The organism is Streptomyces sp. NPDC059201 (assembly GCF_042754585.1).
Classification (GTDB): Bacteria; Actinomycetota; Actinomycetes; order Streptomycetales; family Streptomycetaceae; genus Streptomyces.
In genome coordinates this window covers 778228-795101 of sequence record NZ_JBHZBB010000001.1, presented here as the reverse complement: position 1 = coordinate 795101, position 16874 = coordinate 778228, and the positions used below count along the sequence as shown (strand labels likewise).

General features: G+C 74.0%; 12 protein-coding genes. 5 read left to right on the top strand and 7 right to left on the bottom strand.

The window, feature by feature from the left end; translation table 11 throughout:
* The first annotated feature begins 74 nt into the window (after nt 1-74).
* On the top strand, nt 75-911 hold the full coding sequence (locus ACFXMG_RS03575; RefSeq protein ID WP_383825561.1) for a hypothetical protein: 837 nt from the start codon (nt 75-77) through the stop codon (nt 909-911).
* A gap of 14 nt (nt 912-925) precedes the next feature.
* On the opposite strand, the gene ACFXMG_RS03570 is transcribed toward ACFXMG_RS03575, so the two are convergent.
* Together ACFXMG_RS03570 and ACFXMG_RS03565 are read right to left on the bottom strand one after the other, a co-directional pair.
* Complete coding sequence (locus tag ACFXMG_RS03570) at nt 926-2965, bottom strand: SpoIIE family protein phosphatase (protein ID WP_383825557.1); 2040 nt, start codon at nt 2963-2965, stop codon at nt 926-928.
* A gap of 99 nt (nt 2966-3064) precedes the next feature.
* Complete coding sequence (locus ACFXMG_RS03565; protein WP_383825553.1) at nt 3065-4657, bottom strand: phosphodiester glycosidase family protein; 1593 nt, start codon at nt 4655-4657, stop codon at nt 3065-3067.
* 213 nt (nt 4658-4870) lie between these two features.
* Here ACFXMG_RS03565 and ACFXMG_RS03560 point away from each other — a divergent pair, with 213 nt between their 5' ends.
* Entirely contained in the window at nt 4871-5467 is a 597-nt protein-coding gene (locus tag ACFXMG_RS03560) for an HD domain-containing protein (protein WP_383825551.1), read from the top strand.
* 13 nt (nt 5468-5480) lie between these two features.
* On the opposite strand, the gene ACFXMG_RS03555 is transcribed toward ACFXMG_RS03560, so the two are convergent.
* Nucleotides 5481-6146 carry a GPP34 family phosphoprotein gene (locus tag ACFXMG_RS03555; RefSeq protein WP_383825548.1) on the bottom strand — a complete coding sequence of 222 codons (666 nt, stop codon included), beginning with the start codon at nt 6144-6146 and terminating at the stop codon, nt 5481-5483.
* Nucleotides 6147-6366: 220 nt separating this feature from the next.
* Here ACFXMG_RS03555 and ACFXMG_RS03550 point away from each other — a divergent pair, with 220 nt between their 5' ends.
* Nucleotides 6367-6648, top strand: coding sequence for a hypothetical protein (locus ACFXMG_RS03550; RefSeq protein ID WP_383825567.1), 282 nt, complete (start codon nt 6367-6369; stop codon nt 6646-6648).
* A 146-nt stretch (nt 6649-6794) separates the two neighbouring features.
* Nucleotides 6795-8963 (top strand): RNA polymerase recycling motor ATPase HelR, encoded by a 2169-nt coding sequence (gene helR / locus ACFXMG_RS03545; RefSeq protein ID WP_383825545.1) that lies wholly within the window; start codon nt 6795-6797, stop codon nt 8961-8963.
* Nucleotides 8964-8979: 16 nt separating this feature from the next.
* Here the strand turns inward: helR and ACFXMG_RS03540 are convergent, their stop codons facing one another.
* The 4 genes from ACFXMG_RS03540 to ACFXMG_RS03525 all read right to left on the bottom strand — a co-directional run bounded on the left by ACFXMG_RS03540 (nt 8980) and on the right by ACFXMG_RS03525 (nt 13688).
* Nucleotides 8980-10380, bottom strand: coding sequence for a GH1 family beta-glucosidase (locus ACFXMG_RS03540; protein ID WP_383825542.1), 1401 nt, complete (start codon nt 10378-10380; stop codon nt 8980-8982).
* A gap of 57 nt (nt 10381-10437) precedes the next feature.
* Nucleotides 10438-11340, bottom strand: a complete 903-nt coding sequence (locus tag ACFXMG_RS03535; protein WP_383825539.1) for a carbohydrate ABC transporter permease — start codon at nt 11338-11340, stop codon at nt 10438-10440.
* Nucleotides 11337-12284: a carbohydrate ABC transporter permease gene (locus tag ACFXMG_RS03530; protein ID WP_383825536.1), complete on the bottom strand. Its 948-nt coding sequence runs from the start codon at nt 12282-12284 to the stop codon at nt 11337-11339. The genes ACFXMG_RS03535 and ACFXMG_RS03530 overlap by 4 nt, the downstream gene beginning before the upstream one ends.
* A gap of 99 nt (nt 12285-12383) precedes the next feature.
* A complete protein-coding gene (locus tag ACFXMG_RS03525; protein WP_383825534.1) occupies nt 12384-13688 on the bottom strand; it encodes an ABC transporter substrate-binding protein in 1305 nt (434 codons plus the stop codon).
* Nucleotides 13689-14033: 345 nt separating this feature from the next.
* Between ACFXMG_RS03525 and ACFXMG_RS03520 the strand changes: the two genes are divergently transcribed.
* Nucleotides 14034-16832, top strand: coding sequence for a glycosyl hydrolase (locus tag ACFXMG_RS03520; protein ID WP_383825531.1), 2799 nt, complete (start codon nt 14034-14036; stop codon nt 16830-16832).
* The last annotated feature ends 42 nt before the right edge of the window (nt 16833-16874 follow it).

The window sequence follows — 16874 nt, the reverse complement described above, 5'->3', positions numbered from 1 at the left end:
GGGGGTGACCCCGGGTGCGTTGGGTCGTTGCACGCGTAAAACGATCACATGGTGAAGACGCGGAGGTGGTTTCCGTGAGCGTTCAGCAGGTCACGGCGGTGAAGACCCTGGTGCTCGACAATCCGGAGGACGTACGGGACGCGGCGGCGGCCCTCGCCGCCGGGCAGGCCGTGGCGCACGGGTTCGGCAACTTCTACGCGCTGACCTTCCGTCCCGACCGGGAGTCCGTCGAGCGGGTCAACCGGATGAAGGGCCGCCCGGCCGGGCAGACCGGGAGCCTGACCACCGTCCCCGAGTGCATCCCGGCCGCGTTCGACTGGACCCGGCTCCCGGAGGGCGTGCCCTGGCAGCAGGTCAGGTCCCTGACGGACGAGCTGCACGGCCTCGGGCCCATCGGGCTGCGCGGCCCTGCGGCCGGCCGCGTACCGGCCGCGCTCGTCGCCGACGACGGGGGCGCGGCCACCGTCCAGGTCATCGTGCCCGGCACCCGCTGCCCCTCGGGCGTCTTCCTCGGCGCGGCGCTCGGGGCCACCGGCGGCGACTTCCTGGCCGTCACGTCCGTCAACCGTTCCCGCCATCTCACCGGCCGCGACCACGAGCCCCCGCACTGGCGGGCCGCCGGCCTCGCCGCCGAGTTCGGGGCCGAGCCCGGCGTCCGGATCCTGGCCCACGGCGACGAGGAGACCGCCCGCCGCCGCCACCCCTTCCACCGGCCGACGTCCGTCAGCATCCTGTCCTTCCACCGCACCGCCGGGCACACCCGCTCCGGGCTGCCCGCGCTCGTCCTCGAACGGCAGGGTTCGCTCTCCGCCGACCACATCCGCGCCGTCGCCGCCAACCACGGCTTCGGGCTCGTCCTGGCCCCGGCGGCCGTCGCCCCCCTCACCCCCCGGGCGTACGCCCTCGCCTGACCCGGCGGGCGACCTCAGGCCGGGGAGTCGACCCCGTCGAGCGCGAGCTCCGCCCACACCGTCTTGCCCTCCGCCTCGTACCGGACGCCCCACGCGTCCGCCAGGGTCGAGCAGATGTGCAGGCCGCGCCCGCCCTCGTCGCCGGCCTTGGCGTGCCGGAGGTGCGGGGCGGTGGCCGCGCCGTCGCGCACCTCCACCGTGAGGGTGGACTCGCCCCGCAGCAGCCGGAGGGCGACGGGCGGGGCGCCGTGCCGGACCGCGTTGGTGACCAGCTCGCTCACGACCAGCTCGACGGTGAGCGCGTCCACCCCGAGCCCCCACTCCCGTACGCGTTCCTCGGCCGCGTGGCGTACCGGTGACACGCCCGACAGCTCGGCCGGCACGTCCCACTCGGCGATGTCCGTGGCCGGCAGCCGCAGCGTCCGGGCGACCAGCAGGACCCGCTCGGGCGCGAGCAGCGCCGCCAGGTCGTCGGCCATGGGGTGGGGGCCGCGGTCGGGGGAGGCCAGCGCCGCCGCCACCCGGGCCTGCGAGGGGCCGCCGTCGGCGCGCGCGGAGGAGGCCAGGCACAGGGTGGTGCCCTCCGGCAGCAGGTGGGAGGACCAGGCGAACGGCGGCCCGTCGCCGCCCAGCAGCGGCCCCTCCTCCACCAGGTCCGCGTCGAGGGACCCGTCCGGCCGGACCGCGACGCAGAGCGACGAGCCCGCCCGGGCGAGCTCCAGCCGCCCGGTCACCGGGTCGTGCACCGCGACCGTGCAGCTCGCCACCGGCTCGTCCACGCCGTGCGTCCGCCCCTGCTCGCGGGCGAGACGCTGCGTCACCGTGTGGAGCCGGGCCAGCAGTTCGTGCGGGGAGAGGTCGAGCGTCGCCAGGCTGTAGACGGCGGTACGCAGCCGGCCCATCGTCGCCACCGAGCTCAGCCCCGGCCGCTCGACCTGACCCACCACCAGCGCCACCCGCGCGCCCGGCAGCGGGATGACGTCGAACCAGGAGCCCGCCCCGGTGCCGCCCGGCCGGTGCCGCTGGGCGATCTCGACGGCGTGCCGGGTCTCGCCCTCGGGGCGCAGCGGCCAGGACTGGAGGGCCGTCACGACGATGTGCTCGCGGGTGAAGCGGAGCGCGTTCTCCAGGCAGGTCGCCGTGTGGGCGGTCAGCCCGTCGACGAGCGCGAGGTCGTCCTCGGTGTACGCGTCGGCCCCGGGCGGGCGGCGGAAGGCCACGGCCCCCAGCAGTTGCCCGCGCACCGAGAGCGGCGCCACCAGGCGTACCTCCCCGCCCCTCGGCACCAGTTCGGGCCGGTCGGGCAGCTGTTCACCGAACAGCCCGGGCAGCAGGACCGCCCCGGGCTCCGGCAGCGGCCCGTCCGCGCGGACGTTCCCGGAGCCGCCGACGGCGGCGCACCGCAGGAGCGGCGTCTCGCCCGGGCGGCGCAGCTCCGGCGGCTTGCCGCGCAACACGGCGTCGGTGAGGGCGACCACGACCGATCCCGCGAAGCCGGGCACGGTCACCTCGACGAGCTCGTGGGCGGTCCGCTCCACGTCCAGGGTCCGCCCGATCCGCTCGCGGGCCTCGTACAGCAGACCGAGCCGCTGCTGGGCCCTGATCCGTTCGGTGACGTCCATGACGGTGGCGACGAGCCCGATCGACGGCCGCGCCGCGCCCTCGGGACCCGAGGCGTGCAGCGGGTACACGGACACCGAGTAGACGCGCTCGTGGCCCTCCGCGTGCGGCGGGCGGCCCGGCACGAGGACGTCCCGCATCGGCGGTCCGCCGTCGAGGACGTCGCGGAGCACGTCCTCCTTCACCTCGACGCCGAAGGCCCGGTACGCCTCCGCCGCCGGCCGGCTGAGCACGTCCTCCTCCGCGATGCCCCGGATGGCGAGCACCGCGCCGGTGACCCGGACCAGCCGCAGGTCGCGGTCGAGGACGTGCAGGCCGACCGCGGTCTGCCGGAAGACGGTGTCGAGGACGGCGTTGTCGAGCACGGACGCCGCCACACCGCGCACGGGCGCCACCCCGTCCGCGTCGGACGGGGGCGGGACGTCCTGGAACATGTGCACCTGCCTGCGGTCGACACCCGGTCCAGGCCCAGTCTGGCCGCTCCGGGCGGCCTCCGCCTGTCGCGGCGCCCCGGGCCGCCGCCGTGCGGGGCGTCAGCGGGCGGCCGGGGCGACCGCCGGGGGGAAGAGGAGCAGGCCGGTGCCGAGCGCGCGTTCGCCGGAGGCGTCGGAGGGCCGGTTGACGAGGCCGGTGGCGGTCGCGAGAACGCTCGAACCGCCGCCGTCGAGGTTGAGGGCCTCGCGGGCGCCCAGGGAGCGCATCAGACGGGCGGCGCCGTCGATGCTCAGGCCCTCGCTGACGCCGGGGCGGCGCCCGTCGGCGACGACCAGCAGCAGGCGGCCCTCGGCGTCCGTGCCGATCATGGACCGGGGGTTGGCGCGGACCGTCCAGTCGTAGGTGAAGGACGGGTCGGGGCCCTCGCGGACGATGCCGTCGCCCACCGCGTTGACCGCCACCCGCCCGTCGCGGACCAGGGCGGGGCCGACCTGGAGGATCGTCGTGCCGGGCCGGAGCGGGACCGTACGGCCCCGGCCGTCGCGGACCCGCTCGTCGAAGCCGAGGACCGCGCCCACCCGCACGGTCCGCAGCAGCCAGGCGGCGCTGTCGCCGGTGGCCTGGAGGACCGAGCCGGCGGGCGGGACGGGCGCGCCCCGCGTGGCGCGGACGGCGGTCACCCGGCCCGAGGCGTCGAGGACGGCCTCCGCGCCGGGGCCCGCCGGGGGAGTGCCCCACTCGGGCGTGAACCGGACGAGTTCGCTGGGGTCGGTGCACCGGACGTCGTGCTGGGGGCGTTCCGTCGGCAGGTCGCCGCCGACGCCGCCGCAGTTCCAGATCTGGCCGGGGATCCGGTTGACGCCGTCGACCTCCGCCGTCTCGCCGCCGGCCGTGACCGTCACCCGAGCGGTGAACGTGTCGACGGCGAAGGAGCGCCCGCCGCGTTCCAGCCGGATGCCGGCCCGCCCCTGGGTGGCGGAGCCGAGGAGCCTGCCGTCCCTCACGTACAGGCCGCCGGGCGCGTTGTCGTAGAACCACTGGCCGTTGATCCCGGCGAGGGCGCCGGTGGCGCCGATCAGCGCGGTCAGCCGCTCGGTGCCGTGGAGGGTGGGGCCGTGGTCCGTCTCCAGCCGGCCGCCGTACGCGCCGAGGTCGACCCGGAGGACGTGGACGCGCTGCGGCGCGCCGTCGTCCGTTCCGTCCTGGGCCGTGTAGCGGGTGCGGGCGGTGAATCCGGCCGCCCTGAGCCGGCCGGCGAGCGCCGTCGCCCCGGCCTCGTCCGCGTACCGCCCGGTCCGCACCGTCCAGCCGAGCACCCCCGGCGGCCGGTCCGCGTAGGCCGGGGTGGTCACCTCCTCGACGCGCGGCGCGAAGCCCCCCGCGCGCAGCGCCTCCGCGACCCGCAGCGCGGTCTCGCGCGGCCCGAGGGCCAGCGGCGCGGTGCCGAGCGGCCCGTCGGGCCGCTGGGGGAGGCCCACCTGGACGGTCCAGACGTCGTCGGCGTCCTGGCGTCCGTACGTGAGGGTGGTGAGCGTCACGCCCCGGGCGGGGGTGCTGGTGACGCGGGTGGCGCCGTGGACGGCCTCGCCCGCGGTGGCCGAGGGGCGGGCCGGGCGGGCCTCGGCGAGGGGCACGGCCGCGGCCGACAGGACCGCCGCGGCCGCCAGGAGGGAGAGGGACCTGCGCTGCATGGGAGTCCTTCCGTCGTCGGAACGCACCTGGATGATGACGGAACACGCCGTCAGTGGCCGGACGGTGAAGGGGAGTTCGACGCCGGCGGCAGAGCCGTGGAAGGTTCGGTTCCCCCCGGCGGCCGCCGCCATGCCGGTGGGTACGGGCGATCGGCCGTCAGGCGCTCTCCGGTCCCCCGTGGAGGGGAGGCCGCGTCCCGCTATCCTTCCGGTGTGGAGATCCCCTCATATGACGAAATCCGGGCGTTGCACCGGAAGCACGCCCCCAGCGACGCCGCCTTCGAACTCGTCTTCACCCACTGCGAGATCGTCGCCGACATCGCCGGCCAACTGCTCTCCCGCTCCGGCCACGGAGCCGACGCCGACCTCGTGCGCGCCGGCTGCCTCCTGCACGACATCGGCGTCTACCGGCTGTACGACTCCGCCGGGCGCATCGACGGCGCCTCCTACGTGACCCACGGCGTCCTCGGACACCGGCTGCTCGCGGAGGAGGGCCTGCCCGAGGCCCTCTGCCGCTTCTGCTCCTGCCACACCGGCGTCGGCCTCACCCAGGAGGACGTCCTCGCGCAGGGCCTGCCCATCCCGCCCGCCGACTACGTGCCCGTCACGCCGGAGGAGCGGATGGTCATGTACGCCGACAAGTTCCACAGCAAGAGCACCCCGCCGCGGTTCGTCTCCCCGGACAGCTTCGAGGTGCGGATCGCCCGCTTCGGCCAGGACAAGGTCACCGTCTTCCAGGCCCTGCGCCGCCTGTACGGAGACCCCGAACTCGACGCCCTGGCCGCCGCGTACGGCCACGCCGTGACCTGAGCGGCCCCCACCCTCAGCTGGTGACGACGACGACCGTGGCCACCGTCGCCGCGGTCATCGCCGCCTGCATGTTCCGGATCGCGTCCCGCACGCCCTCGCCCGCCCACTGGCCGTCCGCGAGCTTCTCCATCCGCGCGGCGACCTCCTTGCGGGGCTCGTCGGGGAACGCCAGCCGGTGCAGCTTCGCCCCGTGCACCAGCGCGATCAGCCCGGCCGTCCGCTCGTCCGGCGCGGCGACGCCGAGGACCGCGGCCCGCAGCCGCTCCCGCAGCTCCCGCTCGGCCGAGCCGTCCGCCTCCGGATAGCGCTTGACCGGGAACAGACCCATGACCTTGCGCTTCTCCTCCACGACCAGACCCCGCTCGCAGAGCCGCGCGACCGTCGCCGCCGGAGCCTTCGCGTGGTCCTTCATCAGCCAGTCGGTGACCTTCGGCGCCTTGGCCCGACGCCCCGCCCAGGCCGCGATCAGCGCCAGCCGCTCGTCGAGCAGCGGCTCCCCGGTGGGGCTCTCGTCCGTGACGGTCAGCCGTCCCCCGGCCACCGACACCCGCCCCGCGAGCGCCAGGTCCAGCAGGATCCCGCCGGCGACCGCCCACGAGGCCGACTGCCGCTCCTTCGCCTCCCCGGACTCGTCGTCCAGCGACAGCAGCGTGATCTCCTCGGCGAGCGTGATCGTCATCGGCGTCCTTCCTGGTGGGGGCGGCCGCGCAAGATCGGGCGGCTCTCCCGGGAAGACGGTCCGACGGCCCGTCCGGTTCCCTCACCGCGCTCCCTCACGACGCCCCCTCAGGCGGCGTCCGTACGGGGCCGGCCGGCGGGCCGTTGTCAGTGGCGGCTGGCACGCTGTGCCCATGGACAAGCAGAGCGAGAGTCCCGGGGACAGGGGGAAGGGCGGAGACATGGGCGGGGACCGTGACGAGGAGCTGCTGCGGGGCCGGGTCTACGGCCAGGACCACGACGACCCGCGCCCGGGACCGCGCCCCGGGCGCGCCTACGCGGAACTGGTCGGCGGCCCGCTCGACGGGCTGCTGCTCGACGTGACCGACTGGACCGGCGAGGAGCTGGCCGCCGGAGCCGTCCTGGAGACGGAGCTCAGCCGCTACGGCTCGGGGGGAAAGGCGGTGTACGGTCCACGGGAAGGCGACCCGGCGCGCTTCGACTGGACCGGCGACACCCGCTGAAGGGGCGCGGGAGCCGCGAGAGACGGCGGGACTCCTTCCGCCAGTCTCAAGGTATAGCGCAAGGGGGGCCTTGCCGCAAGGCCCCCCTGATGGCGCACAATCGCAGGCCGAACGCCATGACCTGCTGAAACGAGAGATTCATCCACGTGCGTACCCCGCTCCCCGACCACGGCCCCTTCGCGCTTCCCGACCGTCTCGCCGCCAAGGCCGACCCGGCGCTGATCGCCGACGACGAGAAGCACTTCGCCGCCGTCGCGGAGAGCCTCGACCAGGCCGTCGCCGAACTCTCCGACCGGCTCGACGCCGTGCTCCGCGAACCCGGCGGCGTCGGCCGCGAGGCGATGGAGCGCGACCTGGAGGTCCACCGCCTCTCCGGCCGCCTGCGCGCCCTGCGCCGCTTCGGCCTCGACCTCTGCCTCGGCCGGATCGTCTCCGCCGACGGCTCCGAACCCCTCTACATCGGACGGCTCGGCCTCACCGACAGCGCCGGGAACCGGCTGCTCGTCGACTGGCGCTCGCCCGCCGCCGAGCCCTTCTTCGCCGCCACCCACGCCCACGCCATGGGCCTGGCCAGCCGCCGCCGCTACCGCTGGAACGGCGGCCGGATCACCGACTACTGGGACGAGGTCTTCACCCAGGGCGGCCTCGACGCGCACGCCGCCCTCGACGACCAGTCCGCCTTCATCGCCAGCCTCGGCACCAACCGCTCCGAGCGGATGCGCGACGTGCTCTCCACCATCCAGGCCGACCAGGACGCCATCGTCCGCGCCGGCTCGCGCGGCGCCCTCGTCGTCGACGGCGGACCCGGCACCGGCAAGACCGTCGTCGCCCTCCACCGCGCCGCCTACCTCCTCTACGCCGACCCCCGCCTCGGCCACCGCCGCGGCGGCGTCCTCTTCGTCGGCCCCCACCAGCCCTACCTCGCGTACGTCTCCGACGTGCTGCCCAGCCTCGGCGAGGAGGGCGTGCGCACCTGCACCGTCCGCGACCTCGTCCCCGAAGGCGCCGCCGTCCGCCCCGAGAAGGACCCCGAGGTCGCCCGCCTCAAGTCCTCCGGCGCCCTGGTCCGGGGCATCGAGAAGGCCGTCCGCTTCTACGAGGAGCCGCCGGCCGAGACCACCCGCGTCACCACCGACTGGGGCGACCTGACGCTCACCCCCGACGACTGGGCGGAGGTCTTCGACGCCCCCGGCCCCAGCACCCCGCACAACGAGGCCCGCGAACTGATCTGGGACGAGCTCGTCACCCTCCTCAAGGAGAAGGCCGGCGAAGAGGTCCCGGAGGTCCTCTTCGAGCGGGCCCTGCGGCACGACCGCGCCCTCGTCGGCACCCTCGACCGCGCCTGGCCCATGCTGGAGCCCACCGACCTCGTCGGCGATCTGTGGACCGTCCCCGCCTATCTGCGCCTGTGCGCCCCCTGGCTGGACCGGGACGAGGTGCGCGCCCTCCAGCGGGCCGACGCGCAGGCGTGGACCGAGTCCGACCTGCCGTTCCTCGACCTCGCCCGGCAGCGCCTCGGCGACCCCCGGGCCAGCGCCCGCAAGCGCCGCGAGAAGGCGACGCTCGCCGCCCGCAAGGAGCGGATGGCCGGCGTCATCGACTCCATCGTGCGCTCCGACGACGACGGCGAGGGCGCCGTCACCATGCTCCTCGGCAAGGACCTCCAGGACAGCCTCGTCGACGACAGCGGCCTCCCGGTCGCCGCCGGCGACCCGCTGGCCGGCCCCTTCGCGCACGTCGTCGTCGACGAGGCCCAGGAACTCACCGACGCCGAATGGCAGATGCTCCTCGCCCGCTGCCCCTCGCGCAGCTTCACCATCGTCGGCGACCGCGCCCAGGCCCGCCACGGCTTCACCGAGACCTGGCGCGAGCGCCTGGAGCGCGTCGGCCTCGACCGCGTCGAGATGACCTCGCTCAGCATCAACTACCGCACCCCCGAAGAGGTCATGACCGAGGCCGCGCCGGTCATCCGCGCCGCCCTCCCGGACGCCAACGTGCCGACCTCGGTCCGCTCCTCCGGCATCCCCGTCCACCACGGCTCCCTCACCGAGCTCGACGCCCTCCTCGACGCCTGGACCGCCGAGAACGCCGACGGCGTCGCCTGCGTCATCACCGCCACCGGGGCGACCGCCCCGGACCTCGGCGGCCGGCCGAGGGTCCGGGCGCTCACCCCCGAGCTGTCCAAGGGCCTGGAGTTCGACCTCGTCGTCCTCCTCGACCCGCGGGAGTACGGCGAGGGCGTCGAGGGCGCGGTCGACCGCTACGTGGCGATGACCCGCGCCACCCAGCGCCTCGTCGTCCTCACCACCCCCTGACCGGAGCCCCGGACGCTCAGGACGGCAGCCCGCCCCGCGCGATCACGTCCGCGTACCAGCGGGCGCTGTCCTTGGGCGTCCGGCGCTGGCTCGCGAAGTCGACGTGCACGATCCCGAACCGCTTGCTGTAGCCGAAGGCCCACTCGAAGTTGTCCAGGAGCGACCACAGGAAGTAGCCCCGCACGTCCGCGCCGTCCTCGATCGCCCGGCGTACCGCCGCCAGATGCCCGTGCAGGTACGCGACCCGCTCCGGGTCGCGCACCTGCCCGGACGGGTCCGCGTAGTCGTCGTACGCCGCCCCGTTCTCGGTGATCACCAGCGGGACGCCCGGCAGCTCGTCGCGCAGCCGCGCCAGCAGCTCGTACAGCCCGTCCGCGTCCACCGGCCAGTCCATCGCCGTCCGGGGCCCCGGCGCCGGCAGGAACCGCACGTGCCGCTCGGCTCCCGCCCACGGCGACGGCGACTCCGAGGACCCCGCGGCCACCACCGTGGGGGAGTAGTAGTTCAGCCCGAGCGAGTCGATCGGCGCCGAGATCGCCGCCAGGTCTCCGTCGCGTACGAAATCCCAGTCCGTCACGCGGGCCGTGTCCCGCACCAGGTCCTCCGGCAGCCGTCCCCGGAAGACCGGGTCCAGGAAGATCCGGTTCGCCACCGCGTCGATCCGGCGCGCCGCGTCCCGGTCCTCCGCCGCCTCCGTCAGCGCCCGCACCACGTGCAGGTTGAGCGTCAGCGACACCTCCGTACCGGCCGGCAGGGCCTCCCGCAGGGCGCCCACGGCCAGACCGTGGGCCAGGTTCAGGTGGTGGGCCGCGCGCAGCGCGTCCGCGTCGCTGGTCCGGCCCGGGGCGTGCACCCCGTTCCCGTACCCGAGGAAGGCGGCGCACCAGGGCTCGTTCAGCGTGGTCCAGGTCGCGACCCGGTCGCCCAGGCCCTCCGCCACGAGCCGCGCGTACGCGGCGAACCGCTCGGCCGTCTCCCGGCGCGGCCAGCCGCCCGCGTCCTCCAGCTCCTGCGGCAGGTCCCAGTGGTAGAGCGTCGCCACCGGCCGGATCCCGGCGTCCCGCAGCTCGTCGCAGAGCCGCCGGTAGAAGTCCAGCCCCTTCTGGAGGGCGGGGCCGCGCCCGGTCGGCTGGACGCGCGGCCAGGCCACCGAGAACCGGTAGTCCGTCACGCCCAGTTCGCGCATCAGGGCCACGTCCTCGCGGACCCGGTGGTAGTGGTCGGCGGCGATGTCGCCGGTGTCGCCGTTGCGGACCTTGCCGGGCGTCCGGCTGAAGGTGTCCCAGATGGACGGTGTCCGGCCGTCCTCGGTGGCCGCGCCCTCGATCTGGTAGGCGGCGGTGGCGGTGCCCCAGCGGAAGCCCTCCGGGAAGCGGAGCGTCGCGGGGGACTCGGGGCGTGCGTCGACAGCGGTCATGGGGAGGCAACTCCAGAAAGGGAGGGGAGGGGGAGGAAGAGGAGGGGAGGGTCCGGGTCAGCCCTTGACCGCGCCCTGCATGATGCCGCCGACGATCTGGCGGCCGAGCAGGCCGAAGACCAGCAGCACGGGCAGCGTGCCCAGCAGGGTGCCCGCCATGATCACGGACTGGTCGTGGACGTAGCCGCCGCCGAGCTGGCGGAGCGCCACCTGGACGGTCGGCTCCTGCGAGGAGAGTGCCACGATGGGCCAGAAGAAGTCGTTCCACGCGGCCATGAAGGTGAGCAGACCGAGGACGGCCATACCCGGACGGGCTATCGGGACGACGATCGACCAGAAGATCCGGGCCGTGGACGCGCCGTCCACCCGGGCCGCCTCGATCAGCTCGTCGGGCAGCGACTGCACCAGGTACTGGCGCATGAAGAACACCCCGAAGGCGGACACGAGCCCCGGCAGGATCACCGACTGGAGCTGGTTCACCCACTGGAGTTCGGCGATCAGCATGAAGAGCGGGATGACGCCGAGCTGCGGCGGGATCATCATCGTCCCGACCGTGATCGCGAGCAGCGCGCCCCGGCCCCGGAAGCGGAGCTTGGCGAAGGCGAACCCGGCGAGCGTGCAGCACAGCACCGTGCCCACGGTGATCGAGCCGGACACGATCAGCGAGTTCAGCAGCGCCTTGCCGATGTCCGCCTCGGCGAGCACCGCCTCGAAGTTGCGGATCAGGTGCGGGCCCGGCACCAGCGATGGCGGCACCCGCGCGAGGTCGGCGTTGGACCGGCTGGCCGCGACGATCGTCCAGTAGAAGGGGAAGGCCGAGACGAGCAGCGCCAGGATCAGCACGGCGTACGTCAGCGGCCCGGCCTTCAGGGTCCGGCCCGCGCCCGAGCGGCGCCGGCGGACGGGCCGCCGGGGGGCCGGTGCGAGGGTCGGCGCGGGCGGGTCGGCGAGCGCGGTCATCGGCCGGCCTCCTTGCGGGAACGGCGGCGCGCGATCAGGGCGTTGGCCCCGACCAGCACCAGGATCAGCAGGAACATCACCCAGGCGATCGCGGCGGCCCGGCCCAGGTGGAAGAAGCCCCAGCCCTGCTCGTACATGTACAGGCCGAGGGTCTGGTACTGGTGCGAGATGCCGCCCGACATGGAGCCCTCGAAGAGCAGCGGCTCGCCGAAGAGCTGGGTGGCGCCGATCGTGGAGACCACGACCGTGAACAGGATCGTGGGCCGCAGCCCCGGCAGCGTCACGTGGAAGAACTGCCGCCACCGGGAAGCGCCGTCCATCTCGGCCGCCTCGTACAGCTCGGAGGGGATGGACTGCATGCCGGCGAGGTAGATGAGCGCGTTGTAGCCCGTCCAGCGCCACACCACGATCGTGGAGACCGCGATCTGGGAGCTGAGGGTGCCCGACTGCCAGTCGATCGGGCCGACGCCGACCAGGCCGAGGACGTAGTTGAAGAGCCCGAAGTCGCGGCCGAAGAGCTGGGCGAAGACGAGGGTCGCGGCGGCGACCGAGGTGGCGTACGGCAGCAGCATCGCCGTCCGCAGGAAGGTGCGGCCGCGCAGCCGGTGGTTGAGCAGGTGCGCGAGGGCCAGCGCCATCACCAGCTGCGGGACGGTGGACAGGAGGCCGATGGTGAAGGTGTTGCGCAGCGCGGTCCAGAAGAACTCGTCGCCGAGGAGGGCGGTGTAGTTGCCGAGTCCGCGCCACTCCATGGCGCCGGGGTCCTGGAGTTCGACCCGGTGGAGGGAGACGTACGCGGTGTAGATGAGCGGGAAGAGCCCGAAGGCGGCGAAGAGGGTGAAGAACGGGGCGACGTACGTGTACGGCGACACCGCGCGCCAGACCCGCCGGAGGGCCGGCGGACGGGGGACGGTGGCGGCTTTCGCCGGTGCGGTGAGGGTCACGGTGCGGCCCTTCGGGAGTCGGTCACGGGGGCGGGGTGCGCGAAGGAGGAGGGCCGGGGCGGGGGGAGCCGCCCCGGCCGGGTACGGGGGTGGCGGGGGTCAGCCGAGAGTGTTCGCGACGCCCTTCTTCGCGTTCTCCCACGCCTTCGCCGGGGCGAGGCCCTTGCGCTCGACCTCGCTCAGCGCGTTGGTGATCTGCTGGTTGATGTTCTGGTCGTGCACGCCGAGGACCTGGACGGGGGCCGCCTTGGCCGCGTCGCCGAAGATCTGACCGATGGGCGCGCCGGAGAAGTACGGGTCCTTGGTGTCCGCGACCTGGGCGATGGCGCCGGTCGAGGAGGGGAAGTTGCCCTGCTTGGCGAAGATCTTCGCCTGCTGCTCGGGGGCGGTGAGCCACTTGATCAGCTCGTACGCCTCCTTCTTGTTCTTGGCGGCGCGGGGCACCGCGAGGTACGAGCCGCCCCAGTTGCCGGCGCCGCCGGGCAGGGCGGCGATGTCCCACTTGCCCTTGCCGCTGTCGCCGGCCTGGCCCTTGATGTAGCCGAGCATCCAGGCGGGGCAGGGGATGGTGGCGAAGGAGCCGGCGGCGAACGCCTGGTTCCACTGCGGGGACCACTGGTCGAGCTTGGCGCTGAGCCCGGCGGCGCTCGCCTCGACGGAGGTCTCCCAGGCGGTCTTCAGGGCGGGGTTGGTCTCCCAGATCAGCGCGCCGGAGGCATCGTAGTAGCGCTCCTTCTCCTGGCCGATCATGATCGAGAAGAGGCTGCCGACGCTGTCGAGCCAGGCGCTCTTGGCGAGTGCCTTGGCCTTGTACTGCTTGCCGAGCTCCAGGTAGCCGTCCCAGGTGGACCACTTCTCGGCCAGCGCGGCGCGGTCGGTGGGCAGTCCGGCCTGCTTGAAGAGGTCGGTGCGGTAGCACATCGCCTCGGGGCCGACGTCGGTGCCGAGGCCGAGGACCTCGCCGTTCTTCCCGGTGGCGGCGGCCCACTTGGCGTCGGCGAACTGGCTCTTGAGCCCGTCGGCGCCGTACTTCCGCAGGTCCTCGAAGCGCTCCGCCTGCTGCTGGGTGACGGAGGCGATCCGGCCGACCTCGATGCCCTGGACGTCGGCGAGGCCGCCGCCGCCGGCGAGCCGGGTCTGGAGCGACTTCCAGTAGTCGGCCTCGTCCTCGGTGTCGGTCTGCTTGATGGTGACGCCCGGGTGGAGCTTCTCGTACTCGGCGTAGAGCCCGGCCTCCTTGTAGCCGAAGGAGCCGAAGAGGTCGACGGTGATCGTGACCTGGCCGCCCGCCTTGTCGGATTCGGTGCCGGACGAGCCGGATCCGCAGGCGGCGAGCAGGGCACCGGTGAGCGCGACCGCTCCGAGGCGGAGGGCGGCCTGGGTGGCGGCTCGGGTGTGGGGCATGGACGGGCTCCCTTGGCGTCGGGCGGGTCGGGGGAGGTGGAGTGGGCAGCGCCGGGTCGTCCCGGGGAGCCCCGAGAACGCTTGAGAGCGCTCTCAAGAACGGTCTGGAGCGTGCCCCGACTCTCCGGTTCCCGTCAAGACTCGAAGGCGTAACGGCTCGGAATCGAAGGGCGCGTAAGACCCCGGTGCCCCAACTCGGCTTCGCGTCCGCTCTCTTGACGCCCACGTTTCGGGAGTTTTACGTTGCGCACTGTTGAGAGCGCTCTCAAGGGCGTTCCCCGGCCCGTTTCCGGGCCGCGGCGAACGATCCCCGCCCCCCTCCACCGAGCCAACGAGGTGCTGTACGTGTCAGCTCCCCGCTCCCGACCGGCCGCGTCGCTGGTCCTCGTCTCCGCCCTGGCCGCCGCCGGTCTCGTACCCGCCGCCGCAGGCCCCGCCTCCGCCGCCACCGTCCCCGTGGGTGCGGGCGGTTACTCCGACACCCGCCCCGCGGGGACCTCGGGGCCCACCACCAACACCGGCGCCCCCGTCACCCCCAAGGTGACCGCCGCCGCCAAGGACCGGCCCGTCCCCACCAACGACTGGTGGTCCTCGCTCGCCTTCCAGCGCTACGGCGACAACCCGTACTCGACCCCCCTGTACGGGCATCCGCTCACCTACCAGGCCGTCGCCGGCGGGCTGGAGATCGGCTACCCCACGACCCCGGCGATCGTGGGCGACGGCCGCCAGTACGAGTTCCCCCACAAGGCCGACCTCACCCTCGGCCTCACCGGCCTCAACTCGCCCGACACCAAGGCCGACGACTGGTCGGACTGGACCGTCACCCCCTCCTGGTCGGACGGCGCCCGCACCCTGCGCACCACCATCGGCCACGGCCTGCCCTTCGTGTACGCCAAGGGCACCGGCGGCGACGCCCGGATCACCACCGCCGCCGCGCCCACCGTCTTCGCCGACCAGGGCAACGTCCTCGGCATCACCGTCGGCGGGCACCACTACGCCCTCTTCGCCCCCACCGGCACCGACTGGAACATCGCCGGCACCACGCTCACCGCCGGACTCGGCGGCAAGGACTACTTCTCCGTCGCCGTCCTGCCCTCCACCGACGCCCTCGCCACCTACCGCCGGTACGCCTACAGCTTCGTCACCGGCTCACGCGTCGCCTGGTCCTCCGCGGGCGGCCGCAGCGACGCCACGTACACCCTCACCACCGAGGCCAAGGAGGGCACCGAGACCGGGACCCTCCAGGCCCTCTACCGCCACCAGTGGCTGAACACCACGGACCCCCTGACCGCGTACACCTACGTCTCGCCGCGCGGCACGATGAAGGTCCGCGAGGGCCGCTCCTTCACCACCAGCCGCAAGCAGGCCGCCGTCCTGCCCGGACTCCCCACGGGCGGCGGCGTCGACCAGGCGCGGCTGCGCGGCTACCTGAACGAGGTGGTGAACTCCGCCGACCCGTTCTCCGGCGCCACCGACACGTACTGGACGGGCAAGGCGCTCGGCAAGCTCGCCCAGCTCGTCCCGCTCGCCGAGCAGGCCGGGGACAACGCCACGCGCGACCGGCTCCTCGGCCTGATCAAGGGCCGGCTCCAGGACTGGTTCACCGCGGGCGGCGCGAACGAGTTCTCGTACGACCGCACCTGGAAGACCCTCACCGGCTACCCGGCCTCCTACGGCAGCGACACCGAGCTCAACGACCACCACTTCCACTACGGCTACTACGTGTACGCCGCCGCGATCGTCGCCCAGTACGACCAGGTGTGGGCCGCCGACTCCGCCTGGGGCGGCATGGTGAAGACCCTGGTCCGCGACGTCGCCAACCCCAGCCGCACCGACACCGCCTTCCCCTTCCTGCGCGGCTTCGACGTCTACGCCGGGCACAGCTGGGCCTCCGGCCACTCCGGCTTCGCCGCCGGCAACAACCAGGAGTCCTCCTCCGAGTCCACCAACCTGAGCGCCGCGCTCGTCCTGTGGGGCTCCGCGACCGGCGACACCGCCCTGCGGGACCTCGGCGGCTACCTCCTCGCGACCGAGTCCGACGCCATCGGCCAGTACTGGTTCGACGCCGACCAGCAGGTCTTCCCCGGCTCGTTCGGGCACGACACCGTCGGCATGGTCTGGGGCAGCGGCGGCGCGTACTCCACCTGGTGGACGGCGAACCCGGAGGAGATCCACGGCATCAACACCCTCCCGGTGACCGCGGGCGGCTCGCTGCACATGGGCGGCTACCCGGGCGCCATCCGGCGCAACCTCGCCGAGATGGAGCGGGAGAACGGCGGCCCGGCCGTCGAATGGCGCGACATCCTCTGGGAGTTCGAGTCGCTCGCCGAACCGGCCCGCGCCAAGGGACGCTTCGACGCCGTCGGCGGGAACTACACCCCCGAGGCGGGCGAGACCAGGGCCCACACCTACCACTGGCTCACCACCCTGGACGCGCTCGGCGCCCCCGACGCGACCGTCACCGGCTCGATCCCGACCTCGGCCGTCTTCCTCAAGGGCACCGATCGGACCTACGCCGCCCACAACCACGGCTCCGCACCGGTCACCGTCACCTTCTCCGACGGCAAGTCCCTGACCGTACCGGCCCGTTCCACCGCCACCGGCAAGGGCACCGGAACCATCCCCTGCGGCCAGCCCGGCGGGCCCGTCTGCCCCGACCCGGGCACCGGCGACACCTTCCGCCTCAAGAGCGGCGGCCAGCTGACCACCGCGACCGACACCACCGCCGGCAGCGACACGATCGCCTCCGCCGGCGGCGCCAACCACGACGGCACCCCGCACCAGCCGCTCGTCTACGAGGCGCGCAACGTGACCGGCACCCTCACCCCGGGCGCCGCCACCGCCTTCCGTCTCGCCGTGGACGCGGGCACCGCCGTCGGCCTCGGCCAGCAGGCCCGGGTCAGCTACGACCTGACCGGCGACGGCACCTTCGAACGCACCGAGACGTACCACTACTTCGCCACCGACCCGGTCGCCGGCTGGGAGCGCTACGACCAGACCCGCGGCCTGAAGTCCGCCACCGGCACCCTCGGCGACCTGCGCGGCGGCACCGTCCGAGTGGAGCTGTGGAGCGCCATCGGCAACGGCACCGCTTCGGTCAGGACGGGGACGGCGGACTCCGTCGTGGTCATCCCCTACGACTGAGCGGGCGTCACGTACGACTGAGCGGGCGTCACGTACGACTGA